The organism is Flavobacterium sp. SP2, from assembly GCF_057626655.1.
Map to the genome: position 1 here is coordinate 185,049 of NZ_JBVHBT010000002.1, position 17,283 is coordinate 202,331.

The window sequence follows — 17,283 nt, forward strand, 5'->3', positions numbered from 1 at the left end:
ATGCTACAAAATTGGATAAATATATTTCTATACCAAATCAAAAACAACAAGCTTTTCACGGCTTTGAACGTTTTGGGTTTGAGTATTGGCATCGCAGGATTGATTTTCGCAATCTTATATTGGAACGATGAACAAAGTTACAACGCTTGGAATCCAGAGAAAGAAACCGTTTTTCAAGTTGTAAATGATCAGCCACGATCGGGTTTTTTGGCTTACAATGTTATTCCGTTGGGTGAAGCTTTAAAGCGAAATTCATCTGAAATAGAATCCTATTGTAATTTTCAACCATGGTACAACGGTTCACTAATTGAGTACAACGACAAGAAAGAAATGGTGCAAAAAATCCTAAAATCGGAAGGGAATTTCTTTTCTTTTTTTCCATTTCAATTTATAAACGGAAGTGCCAAAAATGCATTGAAAAATAAAAATAGTGTAGCAATTTCTGAACAAACAGCAGCATTAATTTTTGGAGATGAAGATCCCATAAATCAATCACTAAAAATTGGAGACAAAAATTGCGTAGTTGGTGGCGTTTATAAAGTTTCAGAAAAATCGTCAGTTGCGCCTGCTGTTGTTTTGCGTGAAGAATTTGAAGAAAATGTAAAACAAAATGCTGATAATTGGCAAAGTCATACTTGTTATTTAGTATTAAAATTAAAAAATCCCGATAGTAAAGAAGCAGTTGAAAAACAAATCTGGAACATTTATGTCGAAAAGCAAGCGAAAAAATTTGCCAGAGAAAAAGGAGTTTCAGTAGATGAATACATCAAGAATTTTGGTTTAGACAAACCTTATCTAGAATCTTTGGCAACCGCCAGATTACATTCAAAAGTTGTAAATGGTTATCCAGAAGGAAGCGGAAATTATCAATTCTTGCTGATTATGTTGGGTTTGTCAATCCTGATTTTAATTCTTTCTGTCGTGAATTATATCAATCTTGCTACAGCAAATGCTGTAAAACGTGCTAAAGAAGTTGGCGTTCGCAAAATTATTGGCGCAACAAAAACGCAAATTGTTTTTCAGTTTGTAATGGAAACGATGCTTATTACTGCGTTTGCAATACTTTTTGCCCTGGCTCTTGTAGAGCTTTTTCTTCCGTATTACAATCAGTTTTTATCGAAAGAATTGGTCATAAATAGCAGTCAGTTTTATATTCAGTTGCTTTTGGTTTTTATAATTACAATCCTTTTTGCCGGAATTTTTCCTGCGATTTACATTTCAAATTTTGAAGTTTTAAATGTTTTAAAAGGAAATTTCAGTCGAAGTAAAAAAGGAATATGGTTCAGAAATTCCATGCTTATTTTACAATTTGCTATAGCTTCTTTTTTCATAATTGGATCTTATATCGTTTTTCAGCAAGTCAATTTTATGATGAATAAAGATATAGGTTTCAACGGAAATCAAGTCTTGAACATCAATTTAAACGAACCCAAAAAACCCAAAGATTTTACAATGATTCAGAATGAATTACTCAAGATTAAAGGTGTTGAAAAAGTTTCTGCTGGTAATTTTTCTTTTGGATTTGGCGGTTATTTTTCTTCTGTTTTTACCTATAAAGGAAAAGATGTTGAAGTTGATAATATGTCAATGGAATTTGGATTGCTAGATTTGATGAAAATCAAAGTGGTGCAAGGACGAGATATTTCGCCAAAATTCGCATCAGATACAATAAGTTCGGTACTTGTAAATCAGGCAACGGTGAAAATGATGGGTGAAAAAAATCCTATAGGAAAAGAATTTGAAGTTAGAGATGATGGTGAAAATCCAGGAATTCGAAGATTGAAAATTGTTGGAATAGTAGAGAATTTCAATGTTTTAGGACCACAAAAAGATGTTCCGCCGATGCTGTTTTATCATTTGAAAACCATTTCAGAAAGTAGTTTTTTAAGCAGAATTTATATAAAAATAAATCCTGAAAATAGCCTTGAAACGGTTGCAGAAATAGAAAATTTTTGGACTACAAAAATCGATACTCGTTATCCATTTTCTTACGATTTTGTCGATAAAAATTTTACCCGAACTTACAGCGATTACATCAGTCAGAGGAATCTTTTCTCGGTTTTGAATATTGTGGTAATCTTAATCGCGCTATTTGGATTATTTGCTTTGGCATCATTTTCAATTCAAAATCGAATGAAGGAAATCGCGATCAGAAGAACACTCGGTGCAGAAACCACTATATTACTAAAAGAATTATCAAAACAGTACATCGTATTTTGCATCATCGGATTTCTAATTGCGCTGTTTCCGGTGTATTATCTGTTGAATTTATGGTTAGAAAATTTTGCGTTCAGAATTGATATTTCTGTCATTCCATTTTTGGTCGGATTTATAATTCTATTGATTTTGACTTTAATCGTGGTTTTGTCAAGAGCTTATCAAGCAACGCAAGTTGATGTTTTGAAGTATTTAAAATATGAATAATCAATTTCAAAATTCAATTCCAAAAATTTTTATATCAGTCTCGCAAAGACGCAAAGACACGAATAAAATAGGCGTTGAACTTTGTGTCTTTGTGTCTTTGCGAGAAATAAAATTACCGAAACTAAAAACAATTAGTTAAATCCGTGGCGAAAAATAAACTAAAAATGAATCACATAAAGAACATAATAGTATTGAGTTTAATAGTTATTTTAAGCAATTTTGCTAACGGTCAGGAAACCACTTGGCCGTTGCAGAAATGCATCGATAAAGCATTAGAAAACAATATCGAAATAAAAATCCGCCAATTGGAAGTAAAACGTATTGAAAAAAGTCGAAATAGTGTTTGGAATCAATTTTTGCCCAACGTCAGTTTCAATGGAAGTCAATCGTATAATTTTGGTTCTACCATCGATCCTTCAACCAATGGTCGTGTAAGTTCAAACATCCAATATGATAATTTCTTTATCAACGCCAATATGAATCTAATCGATTTTAGTGCTTTCGCAAATGCGCAGAAAAATAAAATCGATATTGAAAAAGCCAAAGCCGATAAAGAAATCATAGAAAACGAGTATAAACTTCAAATTCTTGACAGCTATTATCAAGCACTTTTTACGCAAGAATTACTGAAAATTCAACGCGAACAATTCAAAAATGCTGTTTTCAATTTGGACAGAATTTCTAAAGAAGTCGAAATTGGAAGCAAACCCAAAAGCGATTTATACGATGTACAATTAAGTTTTGCTCAAGAAGAAAAACGAATTTTAGAAACCGAACAATTATACAATATCCAGAAAATGCAATTATTTCAATTGTTAAATGCTACTGATGTTTCAATTTCTAAAGTGGTTTTAGTTTCAAATTCGACCGATGAAACAACTTCAGTTTCGAACGAAATTTCCAATCCGAAAGTTAAATCTGCTGAACTAAATTACCAAAGTAGTTTGAAAGAATTAAACGTTCAAAGGGCGTCTAACTTACCTACTCTATCTACATTTTACTCTATTTCAAGCTTTTATTTCAAACCCCTAAATCAATCAACAGCAGGATTGCCAAGTTTTAGTAATCAACTAGGAGACAATAAAAACCAGCAAGTCGGACTTCAATTAAGTGTACCCATTTTTAATGGATTTAGAAACAATAAAAAGAATGTTGCTACTAAAATCGAAACCGAAAAAAACAAACTCTTCATCAGTCAAGAGCAACAAAAAATTGATAATCAAATTGCTTTAGAAAAGCAAAATCAACTCAATTATTTGCAACTTCAAAGTAAATTTGAGGAAACACTTTCCTATGCAAAAGCTTCTTTTACAACATCGCAAGCCAAATTTCTATCAGGAAAAATCGAGTCAATTTCACTTTCATCGGTAAAAAATCAATTGCTTTCATCAGAATATGATGTTTTAAAAAACAACTTACAAATTCAATATACCAATTTCAAAATCAATTTGATAAAACTCAATAAGTTATAACTATCTCATTATAACAAAACTTTAAAGCTTGTTGCTGTCATACTTTTAAACTTCTTACTATCTTTGCAATTCATATTCAGTTTAAATAAAAAGTCAGACAACTTTTAAAATTTTAAACTCATAAACTTTTAAACAAGAAGATGAAGTTAGATAGAAAAGAAATCCTAAAAGCATTAGAAACTATTACTATTGCTGGTGAAGGAAAAAATATGGTTGAAAGTGGTGCAGTAAAAAATGTCCTTATTTTTGGTGATGAAGTAACTGTAGATTTGTTAATTTCAACTCCTGCAATGCACATAAAAAAACGTGCTGAAGACGATATTAAAAAACTAATTCACGAACAATTTTCTCCAAATGCAACGGTGAAAGTAAATATCAAAGTCGAAGCCAAAGAAAATCCGAATGAAATAAAAGGAAAAGCTATTCCTGGGATTAAAAATATAATCGCCGTAGCATCAGGAAAAGGCGGTGTTGGAAAATCAACTGTTACTGCAAATTTAGCTGTAACCTTGGCCAAAATGGGCTTCTCAGTTGGAGTTTTAGACGCTGATATTTATGGGCCAAGTATGCCAATAATGTTTGACGTAGAAACTGAAAAACCTATCTCGATTGAAGTCAACGGAAAATCCAAAATGAAACCAATTGAAAGCTATGAAGTAAAATTGCTTTCAATAGGATTTTTTACAGCTCCAAGTCAGGCCGTTATTTGGCGTGGTCCAATGGCTTCCAAGGCTTTAAATCAAATGATTTTTGATGCTGATTGGGGTGATTTGGATTTTATGTTAATCGATTTGCCACCAGGAACAGGCGATATTCATTTATCAATCATGCAATCTTTGCCAATAACTGGCGCAGTTGTAGTGAGTACGCCACAAGCTGTTGCACTTGCCGACGCTAAAAAAGGAGTTTCGATGTTTCTATCCGATGCTATAAATGTTCCAGTTCTTGGAATTATTGAAAATATGGCCTATTTTACACCAGAAGAATTACCTAATAACAAATATTATATCTTCGGAAAAGAAGGAGCAAAAAGTCTTGCAGAAGATTTACAAGTTCCCTTTCTTGGAGAAGTTCCATTGGTACAAAGCATTCGTGAAGCTGGAGATTACGGTCGTCCAGCAGCATTACAAACTGGCTCAATAATTGAAAGTGTTTTCGAAGAAATTACAAGAAATGTTGTACAAGAAACAGTAAACAGAAACGAAACATTGGCACCAACCGAAGCAATAAAAATCACAACAATGGCAGGTTGTTCTGCTGTAAAAAAATAGATTTCTAAAGAGTTGGATGGTTAGATTTTCAACTTTCCAACTTCAAGAAGTCTTTCAAACCAAAAATCAAAAAAATGACACACGAAGAATTAATACTAAACATCGAAAAAGCTTTAGAAGAAATTCGTCCGTTTTTGAACAATGACGGTGGCGATATAAAGTTAGTTTCTGTAGAAGATGAAAAGCACGTTAAAGTACAATTTGAAGGCGCTTGCACGACATGTAGTTTAAGTATTAGTACGCTAAAAGCTGGTGTTGAAACAACCATCAAAAGGTATGCTCCACAAATTGAAACTGTGGTGAGTGTTGCCTAATTTTTGAAAGTGATATTTATCATACATTAAAAATACTTTTTCTTGGATTTTTGCATCTTTGAAAAAAGAACCTCAGAATTTTAAAAAATGATTGAAACCGATATACTCATTATTGGCGCTGGTCCAACGGGACTTTTTGCTGTATTTGAAGCAGGATTACTAAAATTAAAATGTCATATTATCGATGCATTACCTCAGCCTGGTGGACAATTGGCAGAGTTGTATCCTAAAAAACCAATATTTGACATTCCAGGCTATCCCGAAGTTTTAGCAGGCGATTTAGTGACCAATTTGATGGAACAAATTAAACAATTTCAACCGGGATTTACCTTGGCTGAAACGGCTGAAACTATTGATAAATTAGAAGACGGAACTTTTATAGTTACTACAAATAAAGGAACAAAACACCATGCAAAAGCGGTTGCAATTGCAGGTGGATTGGGAACTTTTGAACCTAGAAAACCACAATTAGAAAACATTTCTTTTTACGAAGAAAAAGGAGTTGAATATTTTGTAAAAGATCCAGAATTGTTTCGTAATAAACGAATTGTAATTGCTGGCGGTGGAGATTCAGCTTTAGACTGGAGTATTTTCCTTTCAAATGTAGCATCAGAAGTGACTTTGGTACATAGAAGAAATGAGTTTCGTGGCGCTTTAGATTCAGTTGAGAAAGTACAAGAATTGAAAAAACTTGGAAAAATCAATTTAATTACACCTGCAGAAGTTGTTGGAATTAATGGAAAAGAGCACGTTGAAAGTATCATTTTAGAAAATGAAGGCATTCAACAAGTATTTGAAACGGATTACTTTATTCCGCTTTTCGGATTGACTCCAAAACTGGGAGCAATTGCCAATTGGGGATTAGAAATTGAGAAAAATGCCATCAAAGTAAACAACGCTTTAGATTATCAAACCAATATCGACGGAATTTACGCCATTGGTGACGTAAATATTTATCCAGGAAAATTGAAATTAATTTTGTGTGGTTTTCACGAAGCTACTTTAATGTGTCAAAGTGTTTACAACCGAATCAATCCGGGTAAAAAATATGTTTTAAAATACACAACCGTTTCTGGAGTTGACGGATTTGACGGAACTAGAAAAGAAGCTGAAAAAGCAGTTGTGAAATCGATCGACTAAGATGAGAAACATCCTTATTATCTTTATAATTTCAGTGTCATTTAATTGTTTTGCGCAATATCCTATTTTAAGTGATACTTTAAAAAAGGCAGGAATTTACAGAACTTTTGAAGAATTTAGAGATAATATACCTTCAATTACTTTAAACCACACTATCAAAGTTACTTCGGAAACCATTTTTGGAAATTGGGGAAAAGAAAAGATAAATTTTTATTCCTTAGATATTTCTAAAGAGAAGAGTAAAGAAATGGGCGAAATATTCGGTTTTAGTGATGGAGTAAGTTTTTATATAACGGCCAACAACAATCAACAACCAACATCGGAATTGCCAAACGAACCCGCTTTTTATAAATTATCGCTATTGGCAAAATATCCATATTTAGAGATTTTAATCGATAATGGAATGCGAACTTCTCAAAATGGAGGAATTTTTATAGCGGCACCTACTGCTCGAATCAACTTGGCCGTTTTATTTTTTGAAACTGGTGTGGTAAAGGAATTAACAAAATCAGTTTTAAAAGAAATTATTGCTGATAAACCTGATCTTTTAGAAAAATTTAAAAAGCAAGAAAACAAAAATGCTTATTTAAAACACTATTTAAAAGAATATTTAAAGTTAAAATAATGCCACAAGACGTAACAGTATTTATAACCGACAGAAACGGCAATCGACATGAAGTTCAAGCTCCTACAGACATGAACATGAACGTAATGGAGTTGATTCGTGCCTATGAATTGGCCGAAGAAGGAACAGTTGGTGTATGCGGCGGAATGGCCATGTGCGCTTCGTGTCAATGCTATGTTTTAAATGATGTTATTTCATTAGAACGAAATCCCGACGAAGAGGCTATGCTTTGGGAAGCATACCATGTAAAAGAAAACTCAAGATTGGGTTGTCAAATTCCAATAACAGAAGCTATCGATGGATTAGAAATCGAGATTGCACCAGAACAATAACTTCAAGCGAAAAGAAATTTTCGCTTTTTTTGTAACAAAATTTTAACACTTACGTATAATCAGAATATTCCTAAAATTAAATTGGAATTCTATTTTGATGAATCAAATTACTTACTCACCAGGATTACATAAATTAGTTACTTTACAAGTCAGCAAAATTGACAAACTTATTAATTCTGAAAACTTTTTAAATTTTTCTGAAGTAATTTTAGCAAAATACAATTTAGAAAAAGTTGGCGTTGTCACGCATAATTTTGATAATGACAGTTTTACTATTGCTATTTGTTTAAAAGAATCTCATATTTGCATTCACACTTGGCCAGAATTTGAACAGTTAACATTAGATGTTTACTTGTGCAATTACAACCGAGATAACACCGTAACCGTTAGACAAATTATAGACGAATTTGTTGCTTTTTTTGAAGGAAAAATTATTACAGCACACGAAATATTTAGATAAATGGATGTAAATTGTTTGAGTTGTAATCATAAAATTAGTTTGCCATATGAAATTTCATATCAATACTATATTTGTATAAACTGCTTTAAACTTCATAGGAAAGAGAATGGCATTTTAAAATTATTAGATTCTAATAGGTTGTCATTTAATTATAACATTCCAATTGGAACAACCATCGATTTTGAAAATCAAACATATGTTGTTGCAAATGTTATCTTGAAGAAAGACCTTTCCTTTGATTCTTGGCTGGAATATGAGTTACTATCTGAAAATAACACCAAAAAATATTTTACTGAAGAAAACGGAAATTGGACAGTTTCTGAAGAAATAGCAATAAAGAAATTTGATAAGACTAAGAAAGAAATCTATCATGAAGGAGTAGATTATAGACTTTTTGACAAAGGTAAATGCAATGATTATACAGGCGTTGGATTTTTTGAATATGAAATAAATAACAAAGAGAACATTGCCTATTATGATTTCATTTGTCCTCCAAATTTACTTTCAGTAGAAATTGAAGATGGAGAATATATTTCCTACCTCGGAAAGCACATTTCTGCAAAAGATGTGAAAAGTCTTTTCAATATTCAATCAGTTCCTAGCCGTTCACAAATAGGAATGGTTCAGCCCTTTTATTTTAATTTAAATAATACGATTATTGTCTTTTGTGGCGCTTGTATTTTTATTTTAATTTGTCATTTGTATTTCAGTAGTATTTCGAAAAATCAATTGGTTTATTCCAGCGAAATCAATTTGTTAGATCAAAATAATAAAGAAATTTCTACCGATATTTTTGAGTTAAAAGGTCCAATTGCACCGTTGAAAATATTTATAGATTCTGATGTAGACAATTCTTGGATTGCCACAGATTTTTCATTAGTAAATCAAACTACAGGAGAATCATCTTACTTTTCAAAAGATTTAGAATATTATCACGGTTATGAAGGTGGTGAAAATTGGTCAGAAGGCAATACCAATGAAGAATTTAATATTTGCGGAGTAAGCTCTGGCAAATATAAAATTTCATTCATTCCAAATAAAGACACGAATGATCAAATAAATTCTAGGCTTAAAATAGATGTTTATTGGGATAAAAGTGATAATTGGAATTTTGTTTCTGCCTTTGTCATTTTTTTAGTAATCATCATTATGTTGTATTTCATTAAAAATAGTTTTGAACAACGCAGATGGAATGACAGTGACTATTCACCCTATTCAAAAGAATAATGAAAAAAATAAAAGCGTTTATCATAGAAAATAAAATTGCGCTACTTATAAGTTTACTCGTTGTAAGTGGCTATTTTTACTACACACTTTCTGGAAACAGAATCTGTAATTGTGAAAAAACAGAACATGAAAAAAGATCACGAATAAACCGATTTTACAATTCAAATAACTATCAACACAAATAAAAAAAATGGAAGATATTTTACTAAAGCCAGTATTAAATTCAGTTTTGTATTCAATGTTAGGATTTTTTATCCTTTTAATTTGTTATTATATTCTTGAAAAATTAACTCCAGAAAACACTTGGAAAGAAATAGTACAAAATAAGAACACTGCGTTAGCTATTGTTTTAGCAGCATTTATTTTGGGAATTTCTCTTATAATTGGTTTTGCAATTCATGGATAATGAAAATTGAAAGACTAGTTTTATTTACTATTTTTATTATTTCTACTTGCGGATTAGTTTATGAATTAATTGCCGGCGCATTGGCAAGCTATTTACTTGGTGACTCCATAACTCAATTTTCACTTGTAATAGGTATTTATCTTTTTGCAATGGGAATTGGCTCCTATTTTTCAAAGTTTATTACTAATAATTTAGTAGATAAGTTTATTGAAATTGAATTAGTTATTGGTTTAATTGGCGGTTTGAGTGCGCCGCTACTATTTCTTATATTTAATTATGTAGAATATTTTGAGTTTTACTTATACCTTATAGTTTTCATTATTGGATGTTTGGTGGGTTTAGAAATTCCAATATTGATGATCATTCTAAAAGATAAATTTCAGTTTAACACGCTTGTTTCCAATGTTTTTACGTTCGATTATATAGGTGCATTATTAGCTTCTATTGCTTTTCCACTATTTTTTGTTCCACAATTCGGATTGATAAATACATCTTTAATTTTTGGATTATTTAATATTCTTGTTGGAATTGCTATGAGTTTTTTTTTGAAAGAACATGTGAAAAACGTACTTTATTTAAGAATTAAAGCACTAATTATGCTTTTGGTTTTGGTAGTAACACTATTTTTTTCGGATGCAATAGTTTCGTTTTCTGAAAAAAGTCTTTATAACGAAAACATCATTATTTCCAAGACTACCAAGTATCAAAGAGTAGTAGTAACACATGAACGAAATGATTATAAATTATATCTAAATAATAACCTTCAATTCAGTTCATTTGATGAATATCGTTATCATGAAGCTTTTGTACATCCTGCACTGTCTTTCGCAAATCATATTGAAAACATACTGATATTAGGTGGTGGCGATGGAATGGCTGCGAGAGAAATACTTAGGTACAATGAGGTTAAGAAAATTACACTTGTTGATCTCGATAAAGAAATGACCACTATTTTCAGAAAAAATCCTTTGCTAAAGAAACTTAATAATAATGCACTGCTAAACAAAAAAGTTGAAGTAATTAATAGTGATGCATTTGTATGGCTCGATTCGAATTCGGAAAAATATGATGTGATTTTTATTGATTTTCCTGATCCTTCCAATTTTAGTCTTGGGAAATTATACTCTACAACGTTTTATGATAAAGTAAAGCATCATCTTACTGCCAATGGGATCCTTACGGTACAATCTACCTCACCATTTTTTGCTCCAAAATCGTTTTGGTGTATAAATGAAACCTTAAAACAATCATTTCAAAACGTCAAACCGTATCATGTTTATTTACCTTCATTTGGCGAATGGGGTTTTAACATGGTTAATAATTCAACAAAAACATTAACCTTGAAACGGAAATTAAAAGGATTACGATTTTATGATTATGATTGGAATAGTTTAACCCATTTTTCTAAAGACATGTTGTCAAAAGAAATTTTGATTAATAGATTGAACAACCAAAATTTAGTTACAATCTTTAATAAAGAATGGAGTAGTTATTAACTAGAATTACAACCCTAAAATCACTTTCGCTTTAGGTAAGATACGTTCTATAAATTTAGAGTAAGCCAGTTCAGATGGATGCAAACCATCCGAAGCAACCAAGTTTGGTTGTTGCAATCCCAACTGAGTGATATCGGTAATGTTCACGAAAGCGATGTTGTTTTGTTCGCAGTAGTTCTTTGCAAAAGTATTGTACTGTAAAATTCCGTTGGAAATATTTTGCGCACCATAACCAAATGGTGTATAAGCATAATCTGGAATTGAAACCACAACAACATGCTCTTTAATTCCTCCAGCTTTTTGAATTGCAGTTGTAACCAATTCAGGAAATTCTTGTTCGTATAAACTAAATGGCTTGTTTTGATATTGATTATTAACACCAATTAAAAGTGTCACTAAATCATAATTATTTGGTGGATTTTGTGATGCAATTGCTGCTTTTAAATTAGTTGTTGTCCAACCAGTTGTGGCAATGATCTCTGTAGAAATTATTTTATTTGAAGGCAAAATTTCCTTCAAACTATCTTGTAATTGAATTGGAAATCGGCAGGTTTCGCAAACACTTTGACCAATTGTATAACTGTCTCCAAGCGCCAAATAATTGAGTGTAACAGGTGGATTTGAAGTATTGTTTACAACTTGATTGTCTGTTGAGCAACCAAAAATTGCGAATATAAAACTCAGAATTACTATTTTAAAATGCAGTTTCATTTTTATAACGATTTGTATTTTTCTAACTCAATTGGACCTTCAAGATACTCTTTCACAATTTGTAAAACACCATCTTCTTTAGTGTCGATAAACCATTTTATTAAAGCCATTTTCCCTTCTACTATTTCGATTCCAGTAATGCTTCTTGGATGTACACAACTTCCATCGTTGAAATAGTTGAGTAAGTTTTCTTGCGGTTTTGGAAATCGTGGTCGGTGTGTATGACCAGTTATAGTAATTTTATTTCCGTTGTCAGCAATCCATTTTTTTATGCGGCGTTCTACTTTTATTAATTCGATATAATTTTTAGCCGGACTTGTTGGGTCTTTAATTCCCCAAACTTGCAAAGGTTTCCAGAGAACTCGAACTAAAAACCGATTGAATTTCCAACCAACATAATTCATAAAATCGGCTTGATGACCGTGCGTTAAAAATAATTCTTGCTTGGTCTCGATATTTTCAAGAACTAATGCCTCGTGAAACTTTATACTTGGAAAAAGTGGCATATTCACTCCTTCTTTAGTGTCAAAATATTCTGAAAGCAATTTCTTGGTTACATTTTCATTTCGATAAACCATATCATGATTGCCATAAATCATGTGCAAGCGGTTGTGATTGAAATATTTTTGTATTAATAGATATACGTTTTTATTGGCTTCAAAGATGTCTTTAAACGACAGATTTTCCCAAAGTTCGTCACCATCACCAAGTTCGATGTATTGAAAATTATCCTTAAAATACTGATTTAAGGCATGGAAATAAATGTTTCGATTGTTGGCAAAATCATCGGCAAAACTAGAATCACCACGATGACAATCGCTGAACAATATAAATTTGTCAGTGTTGTTGAAAGGAATTCGTTTTGCTTCTTTATAGGCGCGCGATAAACGTGTTTGTGATGACATTTTATACAGTAATGGTTATCAAAAATACGATTGTTTTGGTACGATTGTGCTTTTTGATTGAAAATTTTATCGCGAATTTAGGGCTTAGCCCAGATAGTAGTGAAAAGCAAAACCGGGTAAAGGAACTAATTTTTCACAGAAAAAAAAGCGACCAAAGAAGCTCTTTTTTTATGTAGAAAAATGTTGCTTTACCCGGTTTTCTTGAAACGTATAGCTGGAAAATGCTTCTTAAACCAATTCTAATTTTTCGATAATCTGTTCTTCAATAGCGTTCCAAAGACCGATGCGTTTTTCTAGTGCTTCGATCGACACGTCTTGCATTTCTTGCCATTTTGTTTCGTTAGTTCCACACAGTTCTGAAATCATTTTCATTGCCATTGGTCCGTGCTCATCGGCATCCAGTTCGATGTGTCTTTCAAAATAATAAACTAATTTATCTAGGTTAGTTTCTGGAAAATTGGTTTGAAAATTACGTAGAATTTCGGTAAACATACTCGGAATTAAATCTTCACGACCAAAGGTAAAAGCTGCTGCAATTTTGTGAGGTTTTCCTTCGTCGATAATTCTGAAGGTAAAGTCTAAAAAGGCTTTTACATTAGGGTGTAAGTCGCTTTTTTTAATAGAAACAAATATGTTTTGGGTTTGATTTACATTTTCTAAAAAAGCCGAAATTGGAGCCGTATTGGCACCACAATCTTCCATTGCATCTATATACATTTCAAAGTGTGAAAGTCTTTTTCCGTCAAGTGTTAAATCGGTTTCTTCTGCTAAAACAATCTCATTTATCAAGTATCTTGTTGCAGGATTACCTGTTGGTAACCAAGGCGTTGTTGTACACGTAAGTTTTTCTTGAAGCGCTTTTAGGAGCGACATAAAATCCCAAACGGCAAAAACGTGGTTTTCTAAAAAAGTATGTAAATCTTCAATTGTTTTAACTTTTTCGTATAACGAATGCTGTAATAATTGATCTTTTTGAGGTTGAATACTAGTATTTATTTTTTCAATATTCATGGCGATTTTTTTTAATTATATACGAGATTTATGGAAGTATTGGATGTAATAATTTACACAAAAATAAAAAAGCTCCTCGAATGTGAGAAGCTTTTTATATCAATTTTATTTATTGTTTAATCTATTATTTGAAGGCTGGAATTCCAGTAATATCTGCACCTGTTATTAGCAAGTGAATGTCATGCGTTCCTTCGTAAGTAATTACAGATTCTAAGTTCATACTGTGACGCATGATAGAATATTCTCCTGTAATTCCCATTCCTCCAAGAATTTGGCGTGCTTCACGAGCGATATGAATTGCCATATCAACATTGTTTCTTTTTGCCATAGAAATTTGAGCAGTTGTAGCTTTACCTTCATTTCTTAAAACGCCTAATCTCCAAGTAAGCAATTGCGCTTTAGTGATTTCAGTAATCATTTCAGCCAATTTCTTCTGTTGCAATTGGGTTCCAGCGATTGGTTTGTCAAATTGAATTCTTTCTTTAGCATAACGCAAAGCAGTATCATAACAATCCATCGCAGCACCAATTGCACCCCAAGCGATACCATATCTTGCAGAATCCAAACACATCATTGGAGCACCAAGACCTGATTTTCCTGGTAATAAATTTTCTTTTGGAACTTTTACGTTGTCAAAAATCAATTCACCAGTAGCACTTGCACGAAGTGACCATTTGTTGTGCGTTTCAGGCGTTGTAAAACCTTCCATTCCGCGTTCTACAATCAATCCGTGAATTCTTCCTTCTTCATTTTTTGCCCAAACTACAGCAACATCAGCAAAAGGTGCATTCGAAATCCACATTTTGGCACCATTCAATAAATAATGGTCGCCCATGTCTTTAAAGTTGGTAGTCATTCCGCTAGGATTTGAACCGTGATCTGGTTCTGTCAATCCGAAACAACCCATGAATTCTCCAGTTGCTAATTTTGGCAAGTATTTCATTCGTTGCTCTTCAGTTCCGAATTTCCAAATAGGATACATAACTAAAGAAGATTGAACTGATGATGTAGAACGAACGCCCGAATCACCTCTTTCTATTTCTTGCATGATCAATCCGTATGAAATTTGGTCCAATCCTGCTCCACCATATTCTTCTGGAATATATGGTCCAAAACCGCCAATTTCTCCTAAACCTTTAATGATTTGTTTTGGAAATTCAGCACGTTGTGCATAATCCTCAATAATTGGAGATACTTCTCTTTTTACCCATGCACGAGCAGAATCTCTAACTAATTTATGTTCGTCTGTTAGTAAATCGTCTAACAAGTAGTAATCTGGTGATTGAAATAAATCTGGTTTCATAGTCTATTTTTTGGTTTACGAAAACGATTGCAAAATTACGTAAACTAATTTATTATTCCATTGAACGAATGTTATATTTTTTTAAGAATAATAAAAATAGAAGACCACTAAATCTATAAGAGAGTCTTTAGCAGCACTTTTTATTCATTGGAAGTAGTAATCGATTTACGAAATTCTGTTTTCTTATTGATTAAAAAATCAAGTATTGTAAATTCATCTTCCGATAGTGCAACTTCTTTAGATTTCGGATCTGCTTGACAAAAATCTAAGAAAAGTGAAGTTTCATCTGGCTTTAATTCCAAAGTAGTTGTAAAAAAGTCTTTCGAAAAATTATTGGTTGCATAGTCCTTAAAATTAAAATTCTCCGCTTTACTTTTATTTTTTTTATTTTTCTTTTTAAATAATTTTCCAATCATTTTTCCAATCTGAATAAAATCTACAGCGTTAATCAATTTGCCATCATAAACTGCTGCATTTCGTAATGGTGAATTTTCTTTTTCAATTCGAATCTTTGCTAACTCTTCGTAGGTAACAAGATTCTTAACTGATTCCTTTGCTCTTACTTCAACATCGTCTAGTTCAATAGGCTTTGCTTCCAACTGAATCGTTATTGACTTTTTAGCTAGGTCATATTTCGAAACTATAATGTTCTTGTCTAAAAAATCCTTAGAAATAAAGATTAATCTGTTGTCTTCTTTTACTTCTATAGAAAAATCACCATTATCATTTGTCACAGCACTTTTTTTGGTTGTGATATTAACTACATCAACATTTTTGACAGGATTTCCTTGATGCATAACCTTACCAGTCATCATCACAGGATTTTGAGAAAAAACTAAGGCAGAAAATAGAAGAAATGCTATTGAGTAGATTTTAAACATGTTGATTTAGTTTGGTTTTGTACCTCTAAATTAACTAATGCAAACTACTTTTTAACCAAATAAAAGTTAAATAAAAATTTAAATTTAGCCCATAAAAAAACCGCTCATTTCTGGACGGTTTTAAAAATCTAAAATATATTTAGATTATGCTTCAAAAGGAATAATAGAAACAAACGACTTATCGCCAGCTTTTTTCTGAAATTGCACAACTCCATCAACTCTTGCATGTAAAGTATGATCTTTACTAATGTAAACGTTTTCTCCTGGATTGTGTTTTGAACCTCTTTGTCTTACGATAATGTTTCCAGCAATTGCAGCTTGACCACCATAAATCTTAACGCCTAAACGTTTAGAATGTGATTCTCTACCATTCTTCGAACTACCGACACCTTTCTTGTGAGCCATGATGTTATAGGTTTTATAGGTTATTAATTAATTAAACTGCTTTTCCGCCGTTTAATTCATCTTGTAATTTTTTTAATTCGTCCATTTTACCATCAGCAGCAAGTTGTGCTTGTTGTGCCCATGTAGTAGGATCTAAATGCTGTACTTTATTAGCAGATGCATCAAGAATTTCTTTAACTGATTCTGCAGAAGCTTTCGCTAATTTTGCAAATGTATCAATTCCAGCAGCAACTAATGCTTCAGCAGCTTTTGGTCCAATTCCTTCAATAATTACTAAATCGTCAGCTTTTTTAGAAGCTTTAGCAGCCTTAGGCGCTTTTTCTTCTGTAGCTTCTACTGCTTTTGGAGTTGCCTCTTTTTTAGCCGCAGGAGTTGCTTTCTTTCCACCAGTAGCACTAATTCCTTCAATAAGAATTTGTGTTAAATACTGACGGTGACCGTTTCTTTTCTTGTAACCTTTTCTTCTTTTCTTTTTGAAGATAATTACTTTATCACCTTTTAAGTGTTGTAATACTTTTGCTTCTACTGAAGCACCTTCTATAGCTGGGGCGCCTAAAGTGATTGATCCATTGTCATCTAAAAGAAGAACTTTGTCAAAAGAAACTTTTGAACCTTCCTCATTTTTCAAACGGTGAACATAAACCTTTAAGTCTTTGCTTACTTTAAATTGTTGCCCTGCTATCTCTACGATTGCGTACATAACAAATTGTTTATAAATTTAAGTGTGCAAATATATAACATTTTTCTACACGCACAACCCTAAATCAAAAAAGTTTTACGTTAAAAATCAAGGCTTTATTAATACGCTATTAATTAAATATCAATATTAATCTTCACGTTAAAAAAACCTTTATTTTTGTGTAACAATATTAGTACTATATTTACTAATCATACTATCAA

18 protein-coding genes are annotated in these 17,283 nt (G+C 32.0%); 11 read left to right on the plus strand and 7 right to left on the minus strand.

The features are described from left to right. The 11 genes from ACZ098_RS05275 (at nt 1) to ACZ098_RS05325 (ending at nt 11,167) form a co-directional block, all read left to right on the plus strand. Nucleotides 1–2,424 (plus strand): ABC transporter permease, encoded by a 2,424-nt coding sequence (locus ACZ098_RS05275; RefSeq protein ID WP_487310696.1) that lies wholly within the window; start codon nt 1–3, stop codon nt 2,422–2,424. A 164-nt stretch (nt 2,425–2,588) separates the two neighbouring features. Continuing rightward, complete coding sequence (locus tag ACZ098_RS05280) at nt 2,589–3,896, plus strand: TolC family protein (RefSeq protein WP_487310697.1); 1,308 nt, start codon at nt 2,589–2,591, stop codon at nt 3,894–3,896. A gap of 140 nt (nt 3,897–4,036) precedes the next feature. After that, nucleotides 4,037–5,167 carry an Mrp/NBP35 family ATP-binding protein gene (locus ACZ098_RS05285; protein ID WP_487310698.1) on the plus strand — a complete coding sequence of 377 codons (1,131 nt, stop codon included), beginning with the start codon at nt 4,037–4,039 and terminating at the stop codon, nt 5,165–5,167. A 74-nt stretch (nt 5,168–5,241) separates the two neighbouring features. Continuing rightward, the gene (locus ACZ098_RS05290; RefSeq protein WP_487310699.1) at nt 5,242–5,481 is read left to right on the plus strand and encodes a NifU family protein; all 240 of its coding nucleotides are present in this window, start codon (nt 5,242–5,244) and stop codon (nt 5,479–5,481) included. Between the two features lie 87 nt (nt 5,482–5,568). Beyond that, entirely contained in the window at nt 5,569–6,621 is a 1,053-nt protein-coding gene (locus tag ACZ098_RS05295) for an NAD(P)/FAD-dependent oxidoreductase (protein ID WP_487310700.1), read from the plus strand. 1 nt (nt 6,622) lies between these two features. Beyond that, nucleotides 6,623–7,246 (plus strand): DUF6563 family protein, encoded by a 624-nt coding sequence (locus tag ACZ098_RS05300; protein WP_487310701.1) that lies wholly within the window; start codon nt 6,623–6,625, stop codon nt 7,244–7,246. Beyond that, the gene (locus tag ACZ098_RS05305; protein ID WP_487310702.1) at nt 7,246–7,578 is read left to right on the plus strand and encodes a 2Fe-2S iron-sulfur cluster-binding family protein; all 333 of its coding nucleotides are present in this window, start codon (nt 7,246–7,248) and stop codon (nt 7,576–7,578) included. Before ACZ098_RS05300 ends, ACZ098_RS05305 begins: the two co-directional genes overlap by 1 nt. A 97-nt stretch (nt 7,579–7,675) precedes the next feature. Further along, the gene (locus tag ACZ098_RS05310; protein ID WP_487310703.1) at nt 7,676–8,038 is read left to right on the plus strand and encodes an S-adenosylmethionine decarboxylase family protein; all 363 of its coding nucleotides are present in this window, start codon (nt 7,676–7,678) and stop codon (nt 8,036–8,038) included. A gap of 138 nt (nt 8,039–8,176) precedes the next feature. Then, nucleotides 8,177–9,265, plus strand: coding sequence for a DUF4178 domain-containing protein (locus ACZ098_RS05315; protein WP_487310704.1), 1,089 nt, complete (start codon nt 8,177–8,179; stop codon nt 9,263–9,265). Nucleotides 9,266–9,455: 190 nt separating this feature from the next. Then, nucleotides 9,456–9,671, plus strand: coding sequence for a DUF350 domain-containing protein (locus ACZ098_RS05320; protein WP_487310705.1), 216 nt, complete (start codon nt 9,456–9,458; stop codon nt 9,669–9,671). Continuing rightward, complete coding sequence (locus ACZ098_RS05325) at nt 9,671–11,167, plus strand: polyamine aminopropyltransferase (RefSeq protein ID WP_487310706.1); 1,497 nt, start codon at nt 9,671–9,673, stop codon at nt 11,165–11,167. The genes ACZ098_RS05320 and ACZ098_RS05325 overlap by 1 nt, the downstream gene beginning before the upstream one ends. Nucleotides 11,168–11,173: 6 nt before the next feature. Here the strand turns inward: ACZ098_RS05325 and ACZ098_RS05330 are convergent, their stop codons facing one another. From ACZ098_RS05330 to rplU, 7 genes are all read right to left on the minus strand, one after another. Next, complete coding sequence (locus ACZ098_RS05330; protein WP_487310707.1) at nt 11,174–11,878, minus strand: SGNH/GDSL hydrolase family protein; 705 nt, start codon at nt 11,876–11,878, stop codon at nt 11,174–11,176. Between the two features lie 2 nt (nt 11,879–11,880). Then, nucleotides 11,881–12,783: a metallophosphoesterase gene (locus tag ACZ098_RS05335; RefSeq protein ID WP_487310708.1), complete on the minus strand. Its 903-nt coding sequence runs from the start codon at nt 12,781–12,783 to the stop codon at nt 11,881–11,883. A gap of 228 nt (nt 12,784–13,011) precedes the next feature. After that, complete coding sequence (locus tag ACZ098_RS05340) at nt 13,012–13,794, minus strand: DUF3050 domain-containing protein (RefSeq protein WP_487310709.1); 783 nt, start codon at nt 13,792–13,794, stop codon at nt 13,012–13,014. Nucleotides 13,795–13,918: 124 nt separating this feature from the next. Continuing rightward, on the minus strand, nt 13,919–15,097 hold the full coding sequence (locus ACZ098_RS05345; protein ID WP_487310710.1) for an acyl-CoA dehydrogenase family protein: 1,179 nt from the start codon (nt 15,095–15,097) through the stop codon (nt 13,919–13,921). Between the two features lie 140 nt (nt 15,098–15,237). Continuing rightward, nucleotides 15,238–15,978: a hypothetical protein gene (locus tag ACZ098_RS05350; protein ID WP_487310711.1), complete on the minus strand. Its 741-nt coding sequence runs from the start codon at nt 15,976–15,978 to the stop codon at nt 15,238–15,240. A 144-nt stretch (nt 15,979–16,122) separates the two neighbouring features. Further along, complete coding sequence (gene rpmA / locus ACZ098_RS05355) at nt 16,123–16,383, minus strand: 50S ribosomal protein L27 (RefSeq protein ID WP_487310712.1); 261 nt, start codon at nt 16,381–16,383, stop codon at nt 16,123–16,125. A 31-nt stretch (nt 16,384–16,414) separates the two neighbouring features. Beyond that, a complete protein-coding gene (rplU, locus tag ACZ098_RS05360) occupies nt 16,415–17,083 on the minus strand; it encodes a 50S ribosomal protein L21 (RefSeq protein ID WP_487310713.1) in 669 nt (222 codons plus the stop codon). Nucleotides 17,084–17,283 lie beyond the last annotated feature (200 nt).